Here is a 20,941-nt window from a genome sequence, read left to right as displayed (position 1 = left end):
CGACGCGCCCGCAGACGGAGTTCCGGGCTTCGCCGGGCCCCGGGGTAGTGCGTCGGCTGCGGGCCGTCGGTGGCCGATCGCGCAGTTCCCCGCGCCCCTGACGGGGCGCTGCCCGGCCCCGGCGGGGCGCAGGACAAGGACACCGCCCGGCGGCGCGGGCGCTGCCGGGCGGTGCGGGGAGCCGGGGTCCGTCAGGAACAGCCGTCGTGCTTGAGGGCGAACCACGTCTTCGGGCCGATGATGCCGTCCGGGTCGAGGCCGCAGTACGTCTTCTGGAAGTCGACGACGGCGTTCTCCGTCTCGCTGCCGAAGTCGCCGTCGATGCCGTACTTCGGCAGCTTCTCGCCCCAGTGCAGCAGCAGGCACTGTGCCTGCTTCACGTACCGGCCCGAGCTGCCCCGGGAGAGCTGGGGCTCCTTGCCGTCGGAGTAGTTGCATCCGTACGGGCCCGGTACGGCGCTGACCGCCGTCGGCGTGCCGGTGACGGCCGCCTGGGCGGGGACGGCCACGGCCGTACCGGCCAGCACGATGCCGGAGAGGGCCAGGGTCGTGGGCAAAGTGCGGAGCTTCATGCTCGTCCTTCCTCGATGGACACGACGGACACGTGAGGGCCTTGCTTTGCCGGTGGGTATCCTCCTGGCCGCGTCCGGCGGGCACGAGGCGGATTCCGGCCGATCGGGGCCTGTGGTCCGGACCTTCGGCCGGGCGCGCGCACGGTAACAGCCGCCGGCGGGGGTGCCCGCCGATTTGTCACATGCCGAGGAACCTCGTTCCGCGTTCCCGCCCGGCGGCTAGCGTCGCCGATCGTCCGATGAGACGGCACCGAGGAACGAGGGAGGCGGCGCCATGCGGCGTATGCGTCCGGCCCCTGCCATCACCGCGCGCCTGGCCGGTTTCCGGGGCCGGCGCGCCGGCCCCGAGGCCGCGGTGGGCGGGGCGGGTGCGGGCCGGGTGCTGGGCACCTGGCTCGTGGTGGGGGCGCTGGCCGCCACCCTGGTGGCGCTGATCGTGCCGGTGACGTTGTTCCCGGCGGCGCGGCCGGCGGCCGCGGGTGCCGCGGTGGCCCCGGCGTGGAGCGACGACGGCCAGGGGGTGCGCGAGAGCGCGTACGGCCCGCTGACGGCGCTGGACCGCGACTTCGTGCGCAAGGTGCGGCTGGCGGGCCTGTGGGAGCAGCCGGCCGGCCGGCTGGCCCGCGAGCGGGGCACCACCGCCACCGTACGGGCCGCGGGCGAGCACCTGATCGGCGGGCACGCGGAGTTGGACCGGCGCTCGGTCGACACGGCGCGGATGCTGGGCATATCGCTGCCGGACCGGCCCACGGACCAGCAGCAGGGGTGGCTGGAGCAGATCCGGGCGGCGCAGGGCGCCGACTTCGACCGCGTCTTCGCCCAGGTGGTGCGCGCCGCGCACGGCAAGGTCTTCGGCCTGGTGGCGCTCGTGCGGGACCGCACGGGCAACGCGCTGGTCCGGGAGCTGGCGACGCGCGCGAACACCGTGGTGCTCGACCACATCACCGTCCTGGAGGGCACGGGCGTGTCGGGTGTTGCCAACGCCCCGGCCCAGTCCCCTCCGCCGGACCCGGTCCCGCCCCTCGCCGGGATGCCGCCGCACAGCGACCAGGAGATGAAGTGATCGCATGATCCCCACCACACGGCCCCGCACCACACGACAGGGCCACAAGTTCCGTGCACCGCTGAAGGTGCGGGCGCTGGCCGCGGCCGCCGCGCTGCTGCTGGGCGGCGGCGGGACGGCGGTGATCGCGGCCAACGCCTCGGCCGGCAGCACGCACCGGCAGCCCGGGCACGCCGGGGCCGGGGCCCACGACGCGGCCCCGGCCGGCGCGGTGGCGAACACCATCGCGTGTCCCGACGTCGGCGACCGGTTGCCGCCGGTGCCCGACGCGGCCCGGCAGCGCGTCTCGCAGGGCCTGGCCGACCTCGACGCCCAGGTGGCGCGGGCGTACGAGCGCACGACGGCGTCGGGGTCGGCCGGGGCCGGGGTGCTCGGCGAGCTGGAGCAGCAGCGCTCGGCGACCATCGGGCGGATGGCCGACGCCATCGGGGAGGGTTCGGCCAGGCCGTCGGACCTGATGGGGCTGAGCGCGTGCAGCGCCCGTACGGTGCGTACGCAGGCCGCTTCCGGCGAGCCCACCGTGCTGGGGGCGCCGATGCCCGGCGGCCCGGCCCCGGGGGACTTCGCGGACATCCGCAGCGCCCCGGTGAGCCGGCAGCCGGCGGCGCGCGGCGGGGGCTCCACGGGGACGTTCGTCTCCCGCTGCGGGCGCAACGAGAACGGCCACTTCAACTCCGACAACGTCATCGTCACCCCGGGGGTGAGCAACGGGGCGCACCACACGCACGACTACGTCGGCAACGTGTCCACGAACGCGTTCTCCACGGACGCCTCCCTGGCGGCCGCCAGCACCACGTGCACGAACGGTGACCTCTCGACGCACTACTGGCCGGTGCTGCGCGTCCTGGACGGCAAGGCGGCGCCCGATGCGAACGCGCCGGGCGGCGGGCACGACGGGAACATGGGCCGGATCCTGCGCCCCTCGTCGGTGACGCTCACCTTCCGCGGGAGCCCGGTGACGAAGGTGGCGGCGATGCCGCGGTTCCTGCGCATCATCACCGGTGACGCCAAGGCGTTCACCAGCGGCCCGCGCAACGCCAACGCGTCCTGGAGCTGCACGGGCTTCGAGGAGCGGCAGCTGAAGGACAAGTACCCGCTCTGCCCGCCCGGGTCGAACGTGGTGCGCACCCTGGCCTTCCAGAGCTGCTGGGACGGGCGGTCCACCGACAGCGCCAACCACCGCACGCACGTGGCCTTCGCCCGGCAGGACGGTTCCTGCCCGCGCGGCTTCACGGCGGTGCCGCAGCTGGTGCAGCGCCTGACCTACGACGTGCCGGCGCGCACCGCGTTCGCGGTCGACAGCTTCCCCGAGCAGCTGCACAAGCCCGTCACCGACCACGGCGACTTCATCAACGTCATGCCGCAGGCGCTGATGGCGAAGGCGGTGGGCTGCATCAACGGCGGGCGCCGCTGCTGAAGCGCGCGCCGGCGACTCCCGGCGCCGGGTGCTCCCCATTGCCCCAGCCGCCCGGTGCCGGGGAAGAAGGCGGGCCGGTCCTCCCACCAGGAGGACCGGGCCGCCGCGGTGCGTCGTGGGTGCCGGCCGGCCCTCACAGGCCGTTGACGCGGGCCCGGCGGCCCGGGCCCAGCGGACGGATGCCGGTGCCGGCGGCGCGTGCGCGCCCGGACCCGCCGCGGGCGCGCGGCCGGCGGGACTGGGCCAGCAGCCGGCGGCTGCGCAGGGCGAGCTCCAGTTCGAAGCGGGTGCGCGGCTCGCGCAGGGCGGGGCCGAAGAGCTTCTCGATCTGGCGCAGGCGGTAGCGCACGGTCTGCGGGTGGACCTGCAGGGTCCGGGCGGCCTCGGGGGCGGCGCCGCTCTCCAGCCAGGCCAGCAGGGTGTCCTCCAGGCGTTCGCTCTGCCGGGGGGTGAGCCCGTCGAGGGGGCCGAGCCAGCGGTCGGACAGGGCGCGGGCGAGGGACTCGTCCTGGAGCAGCAGCAGGTCCGAGAGGTGGTCGTCGACGAAGACGGGGCGCCGGCCCTCGCCGGCCGGGGCGGCGGGGGTGAGCGCGAGCAGGCGGCGGGCCCAGCGCAGGGAGGAGGCGGCGTCGGCGACGGGCACGGCGTGCCCGACGGCGGCCGTGCGGCTGCCGAGGACGGTGGTCAGGGCGGTGCGGGCCTCGGGGCCGGGGTCGGGGACCAGCAGGCAGACGTCGGTGTCGAGGATGCCGAGCAGGCCCGGCCCGAGGGCGGCGTCGAGCTGGGCGGTCAGGTGGGGGGTCTCGGTGGCGGAAGGATTCGCCAGGATCACCGCCCGCGCCCGGCCGGGCAGCGGCCAGCCGGCCGCCCGGGCCAGCTCGCCCAGGGCCTTGGCGGGCAGGCAGCGCTCCTCGGCGAGGGCGGCGAAGAGCGCCTGGCGGGCCCGGGCGACGGGCATGGTGGTGACCACCCGGCCGGCCGGGCGCGCGGGCGCGGGCAGGGCCTGGCGGGCGGCGGCGCCCACCCGCAGTCCGAGGGCCAGGATCAGGGCCTGTTCGACCGCCGCCTGCGCCACGTCCCTTCCGAGCCTCTCCACGGCCGGCGCGAAACCCGGTGTGTTGCGCAGCAGTTCGTCGACCGTGCGGGCCGCGACGGCGGGGAGTTCCCTGCGCAGGACGCGGGTCCATTCGCGGCGTGGCCGTGACCAGATGCGGTTGAGCATGTCGCACATCGTCTACCTCCGGACTTTTGCACCGGACAAGCGATCCGAAGAGGGGTTCGGATCCGCTCGCCTGAGTGGGCATCATCGACAGCCCTCCGCCGTCTCGGGGTGCCCATGCGCGAATTTGTCACAGCGCGATAAAGCTTATGAAGGACTTGCGGAATTCAAGGATCCTGCTGGGCATTCGACCGCCCGGCAGCTGCTGCCGATGCGCGGGATTTTCCGGATTTCTCGAGTTACGCGGGCGCCCGCCCGGCTCGTCGCGGGCTGCCCCGCCGGAGGCCCCTATGTCCGTGTCCCATCCGTCCCCGCCGGCGCCCGACCTGTTGGCGGGACCCCCGGCGGGCCCGCCGCCCGGCGGGGTGCCCCCCGGGCCGCTCCCCCGCCGGCGCCTCGCGCCGCTCAGGTCGCGCCCGCGCTCGCGGCCGGCGAGCAGGCCCTCGGCGCGGCCCGCGCTGCCGGCGGCGATCCTGCTGCTGCTCGCCGTGGCGGCCCGGGCGGGGGTGGCGGAACGGACGCTGGAGTTCCTGGACTTCGGCGCCGGGGTGCTGGCGCTGGTCTCGCTGACCGCCACGGTGATGTGGGGGCTGGCGGCCACCGACCGGATGCTGCTGGGCTCGGCACACCGGCTGCTCGCCCAGGGGGTGCACCGCGGGCTGGCGGTGGCCGGCTTCGGCTTCCTGGGGCTGCACATCTGGGTGAAGGTGGCCGAGGGGCACACCACCGGGACGGCCGTGGCGGTGCCGTTCGCCGACGCAGGCCGGCCGCTGCTGGTCGGGCTGGGGACGCTGGCCGGCTACCTGTTCGTCGTCGTGGCCGTCACCGGTGCGGTGCGCAGCGCCTTCGCCTCGGTGGGCCGTTCGCGGGCCTGGCGGGCGCTGCACATGGGTGCGTACGTGGCCTGGGGGGCTGCGCTGGTGCACGGGCTGTACGCGGGGCGTGCGGCGCGCGTCTGGGTGACCGCCTCGTACGCGCTGTGCGTGGCGGGGGCCGCGGTGGCGCTGGTGCTGCGGCTGCGCCGGGCCCGGCGCGAGCGGGGTGGCGGCGCGTGAGCGGGCCGGTGCCGGCGCTGTGCGCGGTGGGGCCGCCGCGGCTGCTGGCCGGCCTGGACCGGCAGATGTGGGTGGACCGGGCGGCGCACCTGGCCCTGCACGGGCCGCCGCCCGCCCTGCCGGCCGAGGAACTGGCCGTGCTGGCGCAGGAGATCGACCTGCGCGGCCGCGGCGGGGCGGGGTTCCCCTTCGCCCGCAAGCTGCGGGCGGTGCGGGATTCCCTGCGGCGTACGCAGGGCGGTGCCGCGGTCGTGGTCAACGGCAGCGAGGGGGAACCGGGCTGCCTGAAGGACACGGCGCTGCTGTTGCACGTACCCCATCTGGTGCTCGACGGCGCGCTGCTGGCCGCCGGTGCCCTGGGCGCGCGGGAGGTGGTGGTCGGCGTGGCCCGCGAGGACGTGGAGGCCTCCGTGCGCCGTGCCGTGGGCGAACGCGCCGTTGAGGGTCAGGAGGTGCGCGTGGTGCGGCTGCCGGAGCGGTTCGTCACGGGTGAGAGCAGCGCGCTGCTGCGCGGGGTGGGCGGCGGCCCGGCCCTGCCGTCCGGGCGGCGCGTGCGGGCCAGCGACTCGGGCCTGGGCGGGGTGCCGACGTTGCTGTCCAACACCGAGACGTTCGCGCAGCTGGCGGTCGCCGCCCGGCTGGGTGCGACGGGCTTTGCCGAACTGGGGCTGCCGGAGGAGCCGGGCACGGTGCTGCTGACGGTCGCGGGGACGCACGTGGTGGAGACCCCGACCGGTCTTCCGCTGCCGTACGCCCTCCAGTTGTGCGGCACGGGCCCCGGGCAGGGGGTGCTGGCGGGCGGGTACCACGGCTCCTGGCTGCCAGCGGACGGTGCCCGCGCGGCGACGGTCTCCCGGGCGTCGCTGGCCGCGGCCGGCGCCGTCTTCGGGGCGGGGGCGCTGATGCCGCTGCCCGAGGCCACCTGCCCGGCCGGGGAGACCGCCCGGGTGGCCCGCTGGCTGGCGGCGGAGACCGCCGGGCAGTGCGGGCCCTGCTTCCGGGGCCTGCCGTCGCTCGCCGAGGGCCTGTACGAGGCGGTGCACGGAGGCGGCCGGGGCGCGTTGGAGGCCGTACGGGCCGGGCTGCGGGCGGTGGAGCGGCGCGGGGCCTGCGGCCACCCCGACGGCACCGCCCGCTTCGTGGCCTCCTCGCTGGAGGTCTTCGCCGAGGAGTTCGAGGCGCACGCGGCCGGCGCCGGCTGCGGGCGCCCGGTACTGGGCTCGCTGCCGCTGCCCGCGGGGCCGCGGTCCGCCGGGGCGGCGCGGGAGGGCGCCGCGCGGCCCGCTCCCGGTGAACGGCTGCTGGTCGACTGGACGTTGTGCCGCGGGCACGGCCTGTGCGCGGACCTGCTGCCGGGCCTGCTGCGGCTGGGCGCGGACGGCTACCCCGAGCGGGCGGCCATCGCCGTGCCGGCCCGGATGCGCCAGCGGGCGCTGCGCGCGGTACGCCGCTGCCCTGCCCTGGCCCTGCGCCTGGAGACGGGCTGAGCCGGGCGGCGCCTCCACGGCGATTTCCCTCGGCCTTTGAGTACTTGCGGGGCTCGTCCCCGTACTGACCGGTGGCGGCGCTGCCGCCGGGCCTTGCAGAAGAATCCCAGGAAGGAAGAGACGGACATGGACAAGCGGCACAGTGCCTCCCTGACGGCAGCAGCAGTGGCGATCGTGGCCCTGACGGCGGGCTGCGGCGGCAGCCCGGCGGCGCAGGGACGCACCGACGCCCAGCCGGCGGCGGACAGTTCGCAGGCCGGCGGGTACGGGTCGGGGTACGGCGGCAAGGGGTCGGGCAGCGGTGCGGCGGGCACGGCGCCGGACGCGACCGCGGGCATGCTGGCCGTCCGGCAGACGGCCGACCTGGGGCCGGTGGTGACCGACAGCAAGGGCTTCACGCTCTACCGCTTCGACAAGGACACCGCCAAACCCCCGGCGTCGCACTGCGACGGGGACTGCGCGAAGGCGTGGCCGCCCGTTCCCGCGGGCGACGCCTCGGCGGCGGCCGGTGTCAGGACCGGCGACCTGGGGCAGGTCGTGCGCGCCGACGGCTCGCGCCAGCTGACGCTGGCCGGCTGGCCGGTGTACCGGTACGCCAAGGACACTTCGCCCGGTGACGCCAAGGGCCAGGGGGTGGGCGGCACGTGGAACGCCCTGGCCCCCGACGGCGGCAAGGCGGGCAAGACGGGCGCCGGCAAGGACAACGGCGCCGGCAAGGACAACAAGGACGACAAGGGGGGCCAGGACGGCAAGGACGGCGCCGCGGGGTTGTCCGTCTCGGACAACCCCAAGCTGGGGAGGATCCTGGTCGACGGCCAGGGCCGGACGCTCTACCGGTTCGCCAAGGACAACCCCTGGCCGATGAAGTTCGGCTGCACGGGCGCCTGCCTGGACACCTGGAAGCCGGCGAAGCCGGCGGAGAAGGCCAAGGTCAAGGACGTTCCGGAGAAGCTGGTCAGCACGGTGACCCGGCCGGACGGCACGCAGCAACTGGCCATCGACTGCTGGCCGGTGTACTGGTTCACCGGTGACAGCGCGCCGGGGGACGTCAACGGCCAGGGCAAGCAGGGGCTGTGGTTCGCCGTGGACGACAAGGGCCACAAGGTCACCGCGGCACCGGCGACCTGAGGCCGCGCTCCGGCGCGCGCGGACGCGAGGGCCCCGGGCGGTGCACCGCCCGGGGCCGGGTGTGCGATCAGCTGCTGATCTGACGCGGCTTGCTGCCGCCGCTGATGGCGATCTTGCGCGGCTTGGCGTGCTCGGCGACCGGGATGCGCAGCGTCAGCACGCCGGCGTCGTAGTGCGCCTCGATGCGCTCCGTGTCCAGGGTGTCACCGAGGAACACCTGGCGGCTGAAGGTGCCCACGGGCCGCTCGGCCACCACCATCTCGACGCCCTCGCCCGCGGCGGGACGGCGCTCGGCCCTCACCGTGACGACGTTGCGCTCGACGTCCAGGTCGATGCTCTCGGGGTCCACGCCCGGCAGGTCGAGCTGGACGACGAAGGTCTCGCCCTCCCGGAAGGCGTCCATGGGCATGGCGGCCGGGTGGGCGGGCGTCCCGAGCAGCTGCTGGGTGAGGCGGTCGAGCTCACGGAACGGGTCGGTACGCATCAGCATCGGGGATCCCTCCTTGCGACTGCGTGAGACAAGCGGATGCGTCGCTTTCTTATATACTCCGACAGCAGAAAGCTGACAAGACCCGGCTCAACCCTGGGGACGTGGATGTCGCCGCCAGGGGTCGAAGACCGGGGGCTCCCCGGTCAGCCGGGCCCAGTCGGGGTCGTGGTCGCCCGGCACGAGCCGGCCGGCCTCGCGCCATCGCTCCGCCAGGGCCTGGAAGATGGGCGGGTTCTCCACCGCCTTCCGCCCGGCCTGACCGGCCGGGCGGGGTGACGGCACCGCGGCTGTTGGCAACTTCGTCACGCAGGGTTCAACGTGCACTACGCGATGAGGTCACCCGGTACGGCGATAGGACGAACAGGCGCGGGGTGCTGGATTTTCCTTTCTAGCGATGCGCGCCCATACGCGATCGCGATCCGACAATCGATGCCACGAGTCCGACCAGTCCCAGCGCTTCGGGTTTCATGCCCGGTGCGCACACCGCGACGACGACCACGACGATCACGATCGTCAGCGCGTCATACACCTGGTCGGCGAGAGGGTGCCGGCGGGGAGCGCTCCCACGCCGCCTTTCCTGGAACCTCTTGTGTCTGCCCTTCACGATCACTCCCCTGACTGTCGTGAACCGGGATACGACGGAACAAATACGTTTCCGCTTACCCGAAACTGTGCAGGCACGGCGATCCTTAATCAAATACAAAACAAATTAATCATCCACGTGTCGCAACACCATGAGAAAGGGGCGGCGGCACCGTTGAGGTGCCGCCGCCCCGGGAAAGCCGGTGCGTCCTGCCGTCAGTAGGCGGAGTTGACGTTGTCCATGGAGCCGTACTTGTCGGCGGCGTAGTTGCAGGACGCGACGATGTTGGCGACCGGGTCGTAGATGTCCCAGGAGGTGCCGTCGACGTGGTACGCCTTGAACGTCGGGTCGATGATCTGCAGCAGACCCTTCGAGGGGACACCGTTGACGGCGTTGACGTCCCAGTCGTTGATCGCACGCGGGTTACCGGTGGACTCACGCATCACGTTGCGCTTGATGCCCTCGTAGGAGCCCGGGATGTTCTTGGACTTCATGATGTCCAGAGCCTGGCGGATCCAGCCGTCCAGATTGTCCGCGTAAGCCTTCGGCGCCGCAGCGGCGGGCTTCAGGGCGGTGCGGGCCTCGGAGCGGGAAGCGGCCTGGGCACCACGCCCGGCGGCCTTGACCTTGGCCGACGCGTCGGCCTTGGCCTGGGTGGCAGCGGCGTCAGCGGTCTTCGCCAGCTCGGCGTCCTGGGTCTGACCGAAGGCCTCCGCGTTCCACGCCACCGGCTTGACCGGGGTGTGGGTGGCGGCGGTGGCGGCGGGGACGACGCCCAGCACGACACCCGTGGCACCGGCGGCGGTGAGGCCGGCAGCGATGAACTTGTGGGTCTTGGTCAGACGGGTATAGCCGGAGTGGTTGGAGCGCATGAAGGAGCTGAACCTCTCGATCGGGGATGCCGCACGAGCCCGGAAGCGGCGCATAAAGAAGCGCCGTTCTCGATCGGACGGCGCCGTGCGACCCAGCCATTCTTAGCGGCGCCCGAAACCCCCTGCAACGATGTGACCTACGACCCGGCGCCGTACCCACCGACGGCGAAGGGCCGTGACGTCCACCGACGTCAACGGCCCTCTTTCGTATGTGATCCACGCCCTATGGGCGTCCTCACGCCCCGCACCCCCCGCCGCTACGCGACGCGTGCACTCGTACGCGCGGCGCCGGGGGGCGGAAGCAGGCGCCGGGGCTACTCGACGATCTTGAGCAGCTTGTTGGGCGTCCCCTGACCGGGGTTGCTGATCTTGTCCGGCGTGGCCCCGGCCGTCAGGGCCTGGGCGACCTGCTCGGGCTTGGCGTCCTTGTGACCGCTCAGGTAGACGGCCGCCGCGCCGGTGACGTGCGGGGTGGCCATCGAGGTGCCGGAGATGGTCTTGGTGCCGGAGTCGCTGTCGTTCCAGTCGGACGTGATGTCCGTGCCCGGGGCGTAGAGGTCGACGACGCTGCCGAAGTTGGAGAAGTCGGACTGCTGGTCGTCCTTGGTGCTGGAGGCCACGGTGATGGCCTCCTTGACCCGGGCCGGGGAGCCCTTGCCCGCGTCGGTGGACTCGTTGCCCGCGGCGACGGCGAAGGTCACGCCGGAGGCGATCGCCTTCTGGACGGCGGCGTCGAGGGCCTCGTCCGCACCGCCACCGAGGCTCATGTTGGCGACCGAGGGGCCCTTGTGGTTCTTGGTGACCCAGTCGATGCCCGCCACGACCTGCTCGGTGGTGCCGGAGCCCTGGGCGTCGAGCACGCGCACGGCCACGATCTTCGCCTTCTTGGCGACGCCGTGCGCGGTGCCGGCGATGGTGCCGGCCACGTGGGTGCCGTGGCCGTTGCCGTCGTCGGCCTTGTCGTTGTTGTCGACGGCGTTGAAGCCGTACGCCGCCCGGCCGCCGAAGTCCTTGTGGCTGATGCGCACGCCGGTGTCGATGACGTACGCGGTGACGCCCTCGCCGGCGCCGTCCGGGTAGGTGTACTTGCCGTCGCCCTTGGTCTCGGTCTGGTCGATGCGGTCGAGCCCCCAGGAGGGTGGGGCCTCCTGGGCGGCGTTGATGGTGAAGCGGTGGTTCTGGACGACCTTGGCGACCGAGGGGTCCGCGGCGAGCCGCTTGGCCTCGGTGCGGTTCAGGCCGCTGGCCGAGAAGCCGTGCACGGCGGAGGAGTACGTGCGCTCCAGCTTGCCGCCGTACCGCTCCGCGAGGTCCTTGCCCTGGGCGGAGAAGGCGCCGTCGTGCGCCGCCGCCTTGCCGTCCTTGAGCAGGACGATGTAGCTGCCCTCAATGGCGCCCTTCGCGTCGGTCCCGAAGACCGTGCCCTCCGCGGGGGGCGTGGCCTCGGCGGGAAGGGTTAAGAGGGTTGCGCCGGCCGTGACGGCCACTGCGGCGGATATCGCAAGAGTGATCCGCCGCTTGCCGGCGCGCTTGTGGTGTGCCATGACGAGGGTTCCTCCTCGTGAGGTTGTGGGGGGACGTGCGTGTCGGCATGCGACACCCCGGAACCGAAGTGATCGGCTCCGGATGACCCGAAACCCTGTCAGCTTTGACGCGGGCAGATCAACACCTGAACCGAGGTGTGACATACGCAACGCCCCTGCGTAAATGCAAACCACAAGGAAACACGGCAAGTTGGGGCACGTGTTGGTGGGAAGCACTGTCACGTTTTACGTCGGCGACACACATAATTCGCTTGTTGCTTACAGATCTTGAGGAGCGCCGAACGTGACCGTCTTCCCCACGACCTCCGGCCCGGTACGGGGCCACCCGCGCGACGGGGCCGTGGTCGCGGTGCCCGGAATCCCCTACGCCGCCGCGCCGTTCGGCGCGGCGCGGTTCCGCGAGCCGCAGCCGCCGGTCCCGTGGACAGCGGTCAGGGACTGCACGGACTTCGGGCCCGTCGCCCCGCAGTCGGCGCGCCTGCCGGGCGCACCCCACTGGTCACCGGGCGACGAGGACGTCCTGACGCTGAACGTCTGGACGCCGGCCGGCGCGCGGTCGGCTCCGGTGCTGGTGTGGCTGCACGGGGGTGCCTACACCTTCGGGTCGTCGGCGCAGCCCGACTTCGACGGCACCGCGCTCGCCCGGGCGGGCCTGGTCGTGGTCACCGTCACCTACCGCCTGGGCTTCGAGGGTTTCGGCCACGTCCCGCCCGGGGCCGGCGGCTCCCGGTACCCGGACAACCGCGGCCTGCTCGACCAGGTCGCGGCCCTGCGCTGGGTCCGGGAGAACATCGCCGCGTTCGGCGGCGACCCCGAGCGGGTCACGGTGGCCGGGCAGTCCTCGGGCGCCGCTTCGGTGGTCTGCCTGGCGGTGATGGAGGGCGCCCGCGGGCTCTTCCGGCGGGCCGTCGCTCACAGCCCGGCCAGCCCCAGCTTCTCCCCCGCCCTCGCGGCGCAGACCACCCGGCGGGTGGCGGCGGCCGCCGGGCTGCCCGCGACCGCCGAGGCCCTCCTGGCCGCCCCGCCCGGCGTCCTGGTCGAGGCCTCCGACCGGGTCGCGGACGCCTACCGGCGCGACCCGGCGTCCGGCCACCGCCACTACGACCCGGTGCTCTACGGTCCCGTCGTCGACGGGCACGTCCTGCCGGCCGAACCGCTGTCCGCCGTGGCCGCCGGGGCTGCCGGCGGCGTGGAGCTGCTGGTGTGCCACACCACGCAGGAGTACTGGCTGCTGGACGCCGTCGGCAGCAGCGCGAAAGTGACCACCGAGGAGCAACTGGGCGCCTTTGCGGCCGACTTCGGGCTGCCGCCGGACATGATGGCCGGATACCGGGCCCTCATGCCGGGCGCGTCCGTGCTGGAGGTGTACCTCGCCGCCTACGGCGACCTGCTGTTCGCCGAGTACGGCAGGCGGCTCGCCGAGGCCCACGCGCGGGCCGGCGGGCGGGTGTTCCTCTCCCGCTTCGACCGGCAGCGCACCGGACCCGGTGGTGTGGTGCGGCCGTGGCACTGCGCGGACGTCCCCTTCGCGTTCGGCACCCTCGCCTGCCCCCATGTGGAGTTCCTGATCGGCGGCCCGCCCACCGCCGCCGACCAGCGGCTGTCGGAGCGGATGGTGGCGGCGTGGGTCTCCTTCGCGGCCACCGGCGACCCGGGCTGGCCGCCGCTGGGCCCGGCCGGCGGGCCCGTGCGCACCTGGTCGGTGGAGGACGGCGGGCCGGTCGGCCCGTGCGTGCCCGACGCCCGGGCGCTGTGGCGGCCGTTCACCTACGCGCCGCTGCGTCCGTGACCTGCTCCTTCCCTCCTGCGGGCGGCGCCGCACCCGGCTGTTCGCCGGCGGCCAGGCCGAGGCGCAGCTGGACGATGCGGGCGATGTCGGCGATGGTGCCCTCGCTGCGCAGGAGTTCCATGGGCGGGATGTCCACGTCGTACTGCCGGCGGAGCATGGCCAGGGCCTCGGTGGCCATGAGGGAGTCCACGCCGAAGGTGTCGAGCCTGCGGTGGTGGTCGATCTCCTCGACGGGGATCTGCAGGACCTCGGCGAGCACGCTGGTGAGCGAGTCGGCGATGTACTGGTGGGCCTCGTCGGGCGCCATGCCGGCCAGTTTGCGCCGGATGTCCTCCCGGGTCAGGGTGCCCTGGGCGGTCCTCGCCGGCAGGAGGGTGGCCAGCCGGGGGGCGCCGACGCACTGCAGCAGCGCGTGGATCCGTCCCCAGTCGTAGCGCCCGACGCCTGCCACGTCGACGCCGGCGGCGAGGAATTCCGCGGCCGCTTCGAGGGCCTCCTCCGGCATGACGGGCTCGATGCCCGCCTGCTCCAGGAGCGAGAGCATGTCGTTGCGGACGACGTAGCCCGTGCCGCCGATGGCGCCCCAGGCGATGGCGGTGCCGGGCAGGCCCTGCCGGCGGCGCCGGCGGACGAGGGCCTCCAGGTAACAGTTGCCGGCCACGTAACTGGCCTGGGAGACATGGCCGAAGGTGGCGGTGGCGGAGGAGTACGCGAGGAACAGGCTCAGGTCCCGGCCGCGGGTGACGGCGTCGAGGACGGCCCCGCCGGCCGTCTTCGGCACCAGGACGGCACGCACCTGCTCGTCGGTGAGACGGGCCAGGAAGGCGTCGTCGATGTGCATCGCCGAGTGGACGACGCCGCGCAGCGGGCGGCCCTCGGCGTCGGCCTGTGCGGCGATGGCCTCGATGGCGCCGGCGTCACCGATGTCCGCCGCGTGGGCGCGTGCCCGGGTGCCGTGGGCGGCGAGGTCGGCCAGGAGCTGCGCCGCCTCCGGGCTGTCGGGGCCACGGCGGCCGACGAGGTCGAGATGACGGGCGCCGTGACCGGCGAGCCAGCGGGCCGTGGCGGCACCGAAGCCGCCGAGGCCGCCGGCGACGAGGTAGGTGCCCTTCGGGTCGATCGGGGGCGGGGCGGGTGCGCGTTCGACGTGCAGGGGCTCGTCCAGGGGGTCGAAGGTGACCACGACCTTGCCGATGTGCCGGGAGTGCTGCAGCAGCCGGAATGCCTCGCCCGCCCTGGCCGCCGGATAGACGGTGTGCAGCAAGGGGCGGTACCGGCCGCACTTGACCAGCGCGGCGACCTCGGCGAACTGCCGCATGGCGAGCTCGGGGTGGTGCCGCAGCCGGGCGAGGTCGACGCCGAAGAAGGCGATGTTCTTGCTGAAGGGGTGCAGCCGCAGTGGCTTGTCCTCCACGATGTCGCGCTTGCCGAGTTCGACGAACCGGCCGCCGGGACGCAGGACGTCCAGTCCCCGGGCGATGGCCTCGCCGGCGAGCGAGTTGAGGACGACGTCGACGCCCTCGCCCCCGGTGATCTGCCGGACCTGTTCGGCGAAGGCCAGGTCGCGGGAGTCCAGGACGTGTTCGACGCCGAGGACGTGCAGCAGGTTGCGCTTGGCGGCGGTGCCCGCCGTGGCGATGACGCGGGCGCCGCAGCGCCGGGCGTACTGCAGGGCGGCCAGGCCCACGCCGCCGGCGGCGCCGTGCACCAGGACGGTCTCGCCGCGCTGCAGCCGGGCCAGGTGCCCGAGCCCGTAGTGGACGGTCAGGAAGACCACGGGCAGGGTGGCGGCCTCGGCGAAGGACATGCGGGCCGGAATGGGCGCGAGGGCGTGTTCGCTGGTGAGCACGTGGGAGGCCAGTGCGCTGGGGGCCAGGCCGAAGACGCGGTCGCCCACGGCCACGCCGGTCACGCCGGGGCCGACGGCCTCGACGACGCCCGCGCACTCCATGCCGGGGCCGGGCTGCCGGGGCAGCTCGCGCACCACCTCGGCCTGTGGCAGGACGCCGATGGCGTGCATGATGTCGCGGTAGTTCAGGGCGGCGGCGCGGACGGCCACGACGACCTGGCCGACGCCGGGTTCGGCAGGGGCCTCGGTCTCGGTCCAGGCCAGGCGGTAGGCCAGGCCGCGGTCGCGTACCTCCAGGGCGAAGGCGGCCACCGTACGGCTGTCGGCGGTGAGCTGCGGATGCTCCGCGAGGTCGACCACGCGGGGGACGAAGCGTCCGCCGGCCGTCAGGACGATCTCGTCCTCGTCGGTGGCGGTCAGCAGCTCGCGCGCGAGGCGGTGGGCATCCGCGCCGGGGTCCGCGGTGCGTTCGAAGGACAGGCGCCGCACCGTGATGCGGGGGTGCTCGTTGGCCAGCGTCCGGGCGACGCCCCAGACGGCGGCGTCGTGGGGGGCGTCGGGGCGTTCGGGGGCCGGCAGGACGCCGCTGGGCCTGGTGACGAGCCACACCGTCAGGCCGGTGCCGGCGGGGAGCCGCTCCCCGGCGGAGGCGAGGGCGGCCAGCACGGCGATCCGCCGGGCGGTGAGGCCGACCACGTCGCCGGGGCCGGGGTCCGGGGCGGCGGGGTCGAGGAGGAGGACGACGGTCACGTCGCCGCGCTCGCGCGCGAGGAGCCGGTCCCACGCCGCGGTGTCGTCCGGGACGCCGGTGATGCGTACGGGCGCGTCCGTGGACTGCCGCAAGGCGTGGGCCAGGGCTTGTGGCTCGTTCTCCTGGTCCCCCTCGGCCGCCAGGATCCACGCGCCGGCCGTGCCGGCCGGGGGTGGGGCGGCCGGCGGGACGACGGCGGCTGCGGCGGTGTCCGCGGCGGTGGCCAGCAGAACGGATCCGTCGGCGCCGGCGGTGCGGCGGCGTCCCTCGCCGAGACCGACGACGTCGGTGAAGCCGCACTGCCGCAGCAGCCGGGGCCACCGGTGGGCGGGCAGCGGCAGCACCTCGGGGCGCAGGTCGCGGTCGGTGTGGTGCCAGAAGCTCTCCAGGGTGGCGAAGTACTGCGCCATGGCCTCCACGTTGTGCTGCTCGGAGGCCAGCAGGCGCCCTCCGGGCGCCAGGAGGCCGGCAACGCGGCGCAGGGCAGGGGCCAGGTCCTTGGCCGTGTGCAGGGCGTTGGCCGCGACGACCACGTCGAAGCCACCGGGGGTCAGGCCCTGCCCGGCCGGATCGGCGTCCAGGTCGAAGGGGCGGTAGTCGACGAAGTCGTGGCGGGCGAAGCGCTTCTCGGCCCGGCCGGTGAAGTACTGCGACACGTCGGTGAAGGTGTAGCGGGTGCGCTCGGGCGGCAGGACGGCCAGCAGAGCGGCGGTGGCGCCACCGGTGCCGCCGCCCACTTCGAGGATGCGCAGGGGCCGGTCGGCGGGCCACTGCCGCACGATCTCCTCCATGAGCGCCCTGAGCATACGGTTCTGGCACCGGATGAACGGGGCGAGGTCGAAGAACTGGTCCATCAGCTCCATGCCGCCCTCGACCAGGTACTCCAACTCCTGCCTCTCGCCCCGCAACACCTTGGTCAGGCCCCCGCGGTGGAGGGCGGCCAGGGCGATCTCGGTGGCGAAGGCGGGTAGTTCGTACGCCGCCCGGCGCAGGACGTCGTCGGCGGTCACCGCGGACGGCTGCAGGGCCCAGCGGCCGTCCGGCAGCCGCTCGGCCAGGCCCCGGCGGGCCAGCACGGGCAGGACCCAGGCGCACATCTGCCGGTGGTGCGGTCGCAGCGGTGGCGCGCCCTCGCCGTCGAGGGCGAGGATCCGCTCCCCCTCCGGCAGCAGCCCGCGCAGCCCCTCCGTGAAGGCGATGGCGGTGGCCAGCAGGTTCATGCGGCGGGCCCGTTCGTAGCCGCCGGCGCGCAGGGCGTCCCGGGCGGCCTCGATGCGCGGGCGCGCCCGAGAGACCAGGTCGGTGCAGGAGGGCAGGGGCGAGGGCGGGCAGGGCAGGTCGGTGTGCGGGGCGGCGCGCAGCACGGTGGCGGAGCGGATCAGCGGTGTGGTCCGTGCGCCGTCGAAGCGCCGCAGCCGGCAGCCCTGCAGTTCGGCTGTGACGGTGCCGTCGAGGGCGGTGACGGTGATGTCCCAGCAGACCTCGGTGGCGGTGCGCGGCCGTTCGCGCAGGTGCACGAGCCCCTGGGCGGGCGGCGCCTGCCAGACGCGTACGGCCTCGATACCGGCGGGCAGGTAGGCCTCGCCGCGGGCCAGGGCACCGGCCATGAGCGGCAGTCCTGCCTGCAGGGCGCCGTCCAGCAGGGCGGGGTGGGCCTCGTAGGCGTCGCGGGGTTCTTCGATCTCGTAGGCGGCGAGGACCTCGCCGTCGCCGGTGTGCAGGCGGCGCAGGGTACGGAAGGCGGGGCCGTAGTCGAGGCCGGCGCTCGCGGCGGTGCGGTACAGCTCGGCGGGATCGGCGGAGGCGGTGCAGCGGCGGCGTACGGCGGTGAGGTCGACGGGCCCGGGGCGCGGGCGCAGCAGGCGGCGCAGGCGGGCCCGGGCGTGCTGGACGGGCGCGCTGCGGTCGCCGGTGACACTGGTGATCGTGACGGCGCCGTCGTCGGGCGAGACGGTGAGGTAGAGGACGGTGCTCCCGGGGTCGTCCCACGGCACGACGAGGGCGCGGGTGATCTCCAGGTGTTCGGCCTCGGCGGGGGCGTCCAGGACGCGCCGGCCGGCTGCCAGGGCCATCTCCACGTACCCGGTGGCGGGCCAGACCACCGCGGCGCCGACGCGGTGGTCGGCGAGCCAGGGCGCGAGGGCCGGCTCGACCGGCCCCCGCCAGGTCGGCTGGTGCAGGGGGACGAGCCGGTCGCCGAGCAGCGGGTGGTCCACCCCGCCGTCCCCGGCGACGCCGGACCAGATGCCCGGGGAGCCGTTCCAGTGCCGTTCCCGCTGCCAGGGGTAGGCGGGCAGGTCCGCCACCCGGCCGGGTACGGGGTAGTGGTGCCGCCAGTCGAGGTCCGCGCCGGCGGCGGCGAGGGCGGCCACGGCGGTGTGCACGGCGTCCGGCCCGGCGGCGTCCTGGGCGAGGGTGGGCACCACGGCCACCGGTGTGGGGTGCTTGCGGGTCAGGCGGCGCAGGTAGGGGCACACCACGGGGTGCGGGCCCACTTCGAGGAAGACGTCGTGCCCGGTGGCGAGGAGGTGCTGGACGGCGGGGGTGAGGAGCACCGGTTCGCGGACGTTGCGCCACCAGTGGTCGGCCCCGAGTTCGGTGCCCGTCACGGGGGCGCCGGTGACCGTGGAGACCATGGGGACCGTCGCGGCGGCCGGGCGCAGCTCCGCCAGATCGGTGCCGATGAGGGCGCGGGCGGCGTCCATCGCGGGGCTGTGGAAGGCGTAGTCGACGTCCAGGCGGCTGCAGGCGACGCCCTTGCGCGCCAGCTCCGCCTCCAGGGCGGCCAGTTGGGCGGTGGGGCCGGAGACGGTCACGTCGCTGTCGGTGTTGACGCAGGCGATGCCGAGGCCGGGGTGGCGCGCGAGGACGTCCTCGGCCTCGTGGCGCGGCAGCGACACCGCGGTCATGCCACCGCTGCCGGCCGTGGGGGCCTGGGCCCGGACGCGGGCCGCGATGACGGCGGCCGCCTGCGCGAGGTCCAGGGCCCCGGCGGCGTGCGCGGCCGCGACCTCGCCCACGCTGTGGCCGACGACCGCGGCGGGGGTGACGCCGTGCCGCCGCAGCATGCCGACGAGGCCCGTCTGGAGGGCGAACAGCAGGGGCTGGGCGTACTCGGTGGCCGACAGGTCGGGGCCGCTGCCGGGATCGGCCATGGCCCGGGCCACGGACCAGCCCAGGCGGGGGGCGAGCAGGGTGTCGAGCGTCTCGACGGTCTCCCGGAAGCCGGGGTCACCGGCCATGAGGGCCTCGCCCATGCCGGGCCACTGGCCGCCGTTGCCGGTGAAGACGAAGGCGACCCGGCCGTGGGCGGCTTCGGTGCCGAGCGCCGCGTGGCGCGGCGCGGGGGCGGGCCGGCCGGTGTCGCCTTCGGCGGTCGGCGTGGGCGCTTCGGCGAGGAGGTCGGGCTTCTGCAGCAGGGTCGAGACGCGCTGCTGCCAGGTGCCGTCCTCCCGGCTGCCGGTCCGTTGTGGCTGGTCGCGCAGTTCCCCGTGCCCCTTACGGGGCTCCGGAGGCGGGGTGGGCAGCCGCCCCTGGCGGGGCTCCGGTGCCAGTGTGAGCGACTGCGCGAGGGCGCCGAGGCGTTCGGCCGCCGTGGCCGGGTCGGGCGCCAGGACTGCGGCGCGGTGGGGGTGCTTCCCGCGGCGCATCGTGGCCGTGTAGGCGAGGTCGTAGAACTCCTCGTCCGGTGCCTGGGCCAGGCGGGTCGCCGTGCGCTGCAGGGCGTCGGCGAGTGCGCGGCGCGTGCGCGCCGTGACCAGGAGGGGGCGTGCCGCCGGCGGCGGGGGTGCGGGGGTCGCGGGCGGGGCGGGTGGCGGGGCGAGGACCACGTGGGCGTTGGTGCCGCCGAACCCGAAGGAGTTGACGCCCACCACGGAGCGTTCGCCGAGGCCCGCGGGCCGGGGCCGTACGGTGAGGGCCAGGCGCAGGGCGGCGAAGTCGACGTGGGGGGTGGGTTCGTCGGCGTGCAGGGTGGGCGGGATCTCGCCTTCGCGCAGGACGAGCAGGGCCTTCATCAGGCCGGCCATGCCGGAGGCGGATTCCAGGTGGCCGAGGTTGGACTTCACCGAGCCGATGGGCAGTGCGTCGCGGGTGCGGCGGCTGCCCAGGGCCCGGCCGATGGCCTCGGCCTCGATGGGGTCGCCGGCGGGGGTGCCGGTGCCGTGCGCCTCCAGGTAGGCGATGTCGTCGGGGGCGATGCCGGCGTGCTCGTAGACCTCGCGCAGCAGGCGCTCCTGGAGCTGCATGCGGGGCAGCGAAATGCCGGGGGTGCGGCCGTCGCTGTTGACGGCGCCGGCGAGGACGAGGGCGTGGATGCGGTCGCCGTCGGCGAGCGCGTCGGGCAGGCGCTTGAGGAGCACCATGCCGCCGCCCTCGGCGCGGACGTAGCCGTCGGCGCCGGCGGAGAAGGAGCGGCAGCGGCCGGTCGGGGAGAGCATGGAGGCCTGGCAGAAGCCGACGTAGTGGTAGGGGTTGAGCAGGATGTTGGCGCCGCCGGCGAGGGCGGTCCGGCTGATGCCGGCCTGCAGGTCGCGGCAGGCCTGGACGAGGGCGACCAGCGAGGAGGAGCAGGCGGTGTCCACGACGACGCTGGGGCCGTGCAGGTCCATCACGTGGGAGATGCGGTTGGCGGCGATGGAGGAGGCGGCGCCGGACATGGTGTAGGCGTTGACGCTGCGGTTCATGAACTGCAGGGCGCCGTAGGAGTTGTCGAAGATGCCGACGTGCACGGCGGTGTCGGTGCCGGCGAGGGCGGCGGGGGCGACGGCGGCGTCGTCGCAGGCTTCGGCGGCCAGTTCCAGCAGCAGTCTTTGCTGGGGGTCCATCTGGGCGGCCTCGCGGGGCGAGATGCCGAAGTAGGAGGCGTCGAAGCCGCTGATGTCGTCGAGGAATCCACCGGCGGCGGTGTAGCTCTTGCCGGGCCGGGGCATGGCCGGGTCGACGAAGCGGGAACTGTCGAAGCGGTCGGCGGGGGCCTCGGTGATCAGGTCGCGGCCCTCGCGCAGGGCCCGCCACAGTGCGTCGAGGCCGCCGATGCCGCCGGGCAGGCGGCAGGCCGCTCCGACCACCGCCACGATCCTGTCCGCCGGGACCTTGCCGTTGCCGTCAACTCCCATGGGCC

At 74.6% G+C, this 20,941-nt stretch carries 14 protein-coding genes; 6 read left to right on the top strand and 8 right to left on the bottom strand.

Going from position 1 to position 20,941, the window contains the following annotated elements:
• Positions 1-191: 191 nt before the first annotated feature.
• The gene (locus ABD361_RS23530) at positions 192-572 is read right to left on the bottom strand and encodes a peptidoglycan-binding domain-containing protein (RefSeq protein WP_344437617.1); all 381 of its coding nucleotides are present in this window, start codon (positions 570-572) and stop codon (positions 192-194) included.
• Between the two features lie 274 nt (positions 573-846).
• Between ABD361_RS23530 and ABD361_RS23525 the strand changes: the two genes are divergently transcribed.
• Positions 847-1,635: a DUF4142 domain-containing protein gene (locus ABD361_RS23525; protein ID WP_344437615.1), complete on the top strand. Its 789-nt coding sequence runs from the start codon at positions 847-849 to the stop codon at positions 1,633-1,635.
• Positions 1,636-1,639: 4 nt separating this feature from the next.
• A complete protein-coding gene (locus tag ABD361_RS23520) occupies positions 1,640-3,052 on the top strand; it encodes a DUF1996 domain-containing protein (RefSeq protein ID WP_344437614.1) in 1,413 nt (470 codons plus the stop codon).
• Positions 3,053-3,185: 133 nt separating this feature from the next.
• Here ABD361_RS23520 and ABD361_RS23515 read toward each other — a convergent pair whose 3' ends face one another.
• Positions 3,186-4,274, bottom strand: coding sequence for a PucR family transcriptional regulator (locus ABD361_RS23515; protein WP_344437611.1), 1,089 nt, complete (start codon positions 4,272-4,274; stop codon positions 3,186-3,188).
• Positions 4,275-4,561: 287 nt separating this feature from the next.
• Here ABD361_RS23515 and ABD361_RS23510 point away from each other — a divergent pair, with 287 nt between their 5' ends.
• The 3 genes from ABD361_RS23510 (at position 4,562) to ABD361_RS23500 (ending at position 7,941) form a co-directional block, all read left to right on the top strand.
• Entirely contained in the window at positions 4,562-5,326 is a 765-nt protein-coding gene (locus ABD361_RS23510; protein WP_344437610.1) for a hypothetical protein, read from the top strand.
• A complete protein-coding gene (locus tag ABD361_RS23505) occupies positions 5,323-6,813 on the top strand; it encodes an NADH-ubiquinone oxidoreductase-F iron-sulfur binding region domain-containing protein (RefSeq protein ID WP_344437607.1) in 1,491 nt (496 codons plus the stop codon). The genes ABD361_RS23510 and ABD361_RS23505 overlap by 4 nt, the downstream gene beginning before the upstream one ends.
• A 126-nt stretch (positions 6,814-6,939) precedes the next feature.
• Positions 6,940-7,941: an SCO0930 family lipoprotein gene (locus tag ABD361_RS23500; RefSeq protein WP_344437606.1), complete on the top strand. Its 1,002-nt coding sequence runs from the start codon at positions 6,940-6,942 to the stop codon at positions 7,939-7,941.
• A 67-nt stretch (positions 7,942-8,008) separates the two neighbouring features.
• On the opposite strand, the gene ABD361_RS23495 is transcribed toward ABD361_RS23500, so the two are convergent.
• The 5 genes from ABD361_RS23495 to ABD361_RS23475 form a co-directional block, all read right to left on the bottom strand.
• On the bottom strand, positions 8,009-8,431 hold the full coding sequence (locus ABD361_RS23495; RefSeq protein ID WP_344437605.1) for an Hsp20/alpha crystallin family protein: 423 nt from the start codon (positions 8,429-8,431) through the stop codon (positions 8,009-8,011).
• An 87-nt stretch (positions 8,432-8,518) separates the two neighbouring features.
• Positions 8,519-8,737 carry a hypothetical protein gene (locus tag ABD361_RS23490; protein ID WP_344437603.1) on the bottom strand — a complete coding sequence of 73 codons (219 nt, stop codon included), beginning with the start codon at positions 8,735-8,737 and terminating at the stop codon, positions 8,519-8,521.
• An 82-nt stretch (positions 8,738-8,819) separates the two neighbouring features.
• The gene (locus ABD361_RS23485) at positions 8,820-8,960 is read right to left on the bottom strand and encodes a hypothetical protein (protein WP_344437602.1); all 141 of its coding nucleotides are present in this window, start codon (positions 8,958-8,960) and stop codon (positions 8,820-8,822) included.
• A gap of 269 nt (positions 8,961-9,229) precedes the next feature.
• Positions 9,230-9,886, bottom strand: a complete 657-nt coding sequence (locus tag ABD361_RS23480; RefSeq protein WP_344437600.1) for a transglycosylase SLT domain-containing protein — start codon at positions 9,884-9,886, stop codon at positions 9,230-9,232.
• Positions 9,887-10,200: 314 nt separating this feature from the next.
• A complete protein-coding gene (locus tag ABD361_RS23475) occupies positions 10,201-11,430 on the bottom strand; it encodes a S8 family peptidase (protein WP_344437597.1) in 1,230 nt (409 codons plus the stop codon).
• A gap of 283 nt (positions 11,431-11,713) precedes the next feature.
• Between ABD361_RS23475 and ABD361_RS23470 the strand changes: the two genes are divergently transcribed.
• Positions 11,714-13,219 carry a carboxylesterase/lipase family protein gene (locus ABD361_RS23470; RefSeq protein WP_344437595.1) on the top strand — a complete coding sequence of 502 codons (1,506 nt, stop codon included), beginning with the start codon at positions 11,714-11,716 and terminating at the stop codon, positions 13,217-13,219.
• On the opposite strand, the gene ABD361_RS23465 is transcribed toward ABD361_RS23470, so the two are convergent.
• The gene (locus ABD361_RS23465; protein ID WP_344437593.1) at positions 13,194-20,936 is read right to left on the bottom strand and encodes an SDR family NAD(P)-dependent oxidoreductase; all 7,743 of its coding nucleotides are present in this window, start codon (positions 20,934-20,936) and stop codon (positions 13,194-13,196) included. The two genes, ABD361_RS23470 and ABD361_RS23465, sit on opposite strands and share 26 nt — an antisense overlap.
• Positions 20,937-20,941 lie beyond the last annotated feature (5 nt).

The sequence above is a fragment of the Streptomyces luteosporeus genome (assembly GCF_039532865.1).
Lineage (GTDB): Bacteria > Actinomycetota > Actinomycetes > Streptomycetales > Streptomycetaceae > Streptomyces > Streptomyces luteosporeus.
Note: the sequence above shows the minus strand (reverse complement) of the source record. Positions and strands in the feature narration are given on the sequence as shown.

Bases quoted from the DNA above. Each gene is read 5' to 3' on its own strand.
- ABD361_RS23530 (WP_344437617.1), bottom strand. From the start codon at position 572: ATGAAGCTCCGCACTTTGCCCACGACCCTGGCCCTCTCCGGCATCGTG.
- ABD361_RS23525 (WP_344437615.1), top strand. From the start codon at position 847: ATGCGGCGTATGCGTCCGGCCCCTGCCATCACCGCGCGCCTGGCCGGT.
- ABD361_RS23520 (WP_344437614.1), top strand. From the start codon at position 1,640: ATGATCCCCACCACACGGCCCCGCACCACACGACAGGGCCACAAGTTC.
- ABD361_RS23515 (WP_344437611.1), bottom strand. From the start codon at position 4,274: ATGCTCAACCGCATCTGGTCACGGCCACGCCGCGAATGGACCCGCGTC.
- ABD361_RS23510 (WP_344437610.1), top strand. From the start codon at position 4,562: ATGTCCGTGTCCCATCCGTCCCCGCCGGCGCCCGACCTGTTGGCGGGA.
- ABD361_RS23500 (WP_344437606.1), top strand. From the start codon at position 6,940: ATGGACAAGCGGCACAGTGCCTCCCTGACGGCAGCAGCAGTGGCGATC.
- ABD361_RS23495 (WP_344437605.1), bottom strand. From the start codon at position 8,431: ATGCTGATGCGTACCGACCCGTTCCGTGAGCTCGACCGCCTCACCCAG.
- ABD361_RS23480 (WP_344437600.1), bottom strand. From the start codon at position 9,886: ATGCGCTCCAACCACTCCGGCTATACCCGTCTGACCAAGACCCACAAG.
- ABD361_RS23475 (WP_344437597.1), bottom strand. From the start codon at position 11,430: ATGGCACACCACAAGCGCGCCGGCAAGCGGCGGATCACTCTTGCGATA.
- ABD361_RS23465 (WP_344437593.1), bottom strand. From the start codon at position 20,936: ATGGGAGTTGACGGCAACGGCAAGGTCCCGGCGGACAGGATCGTGGCG.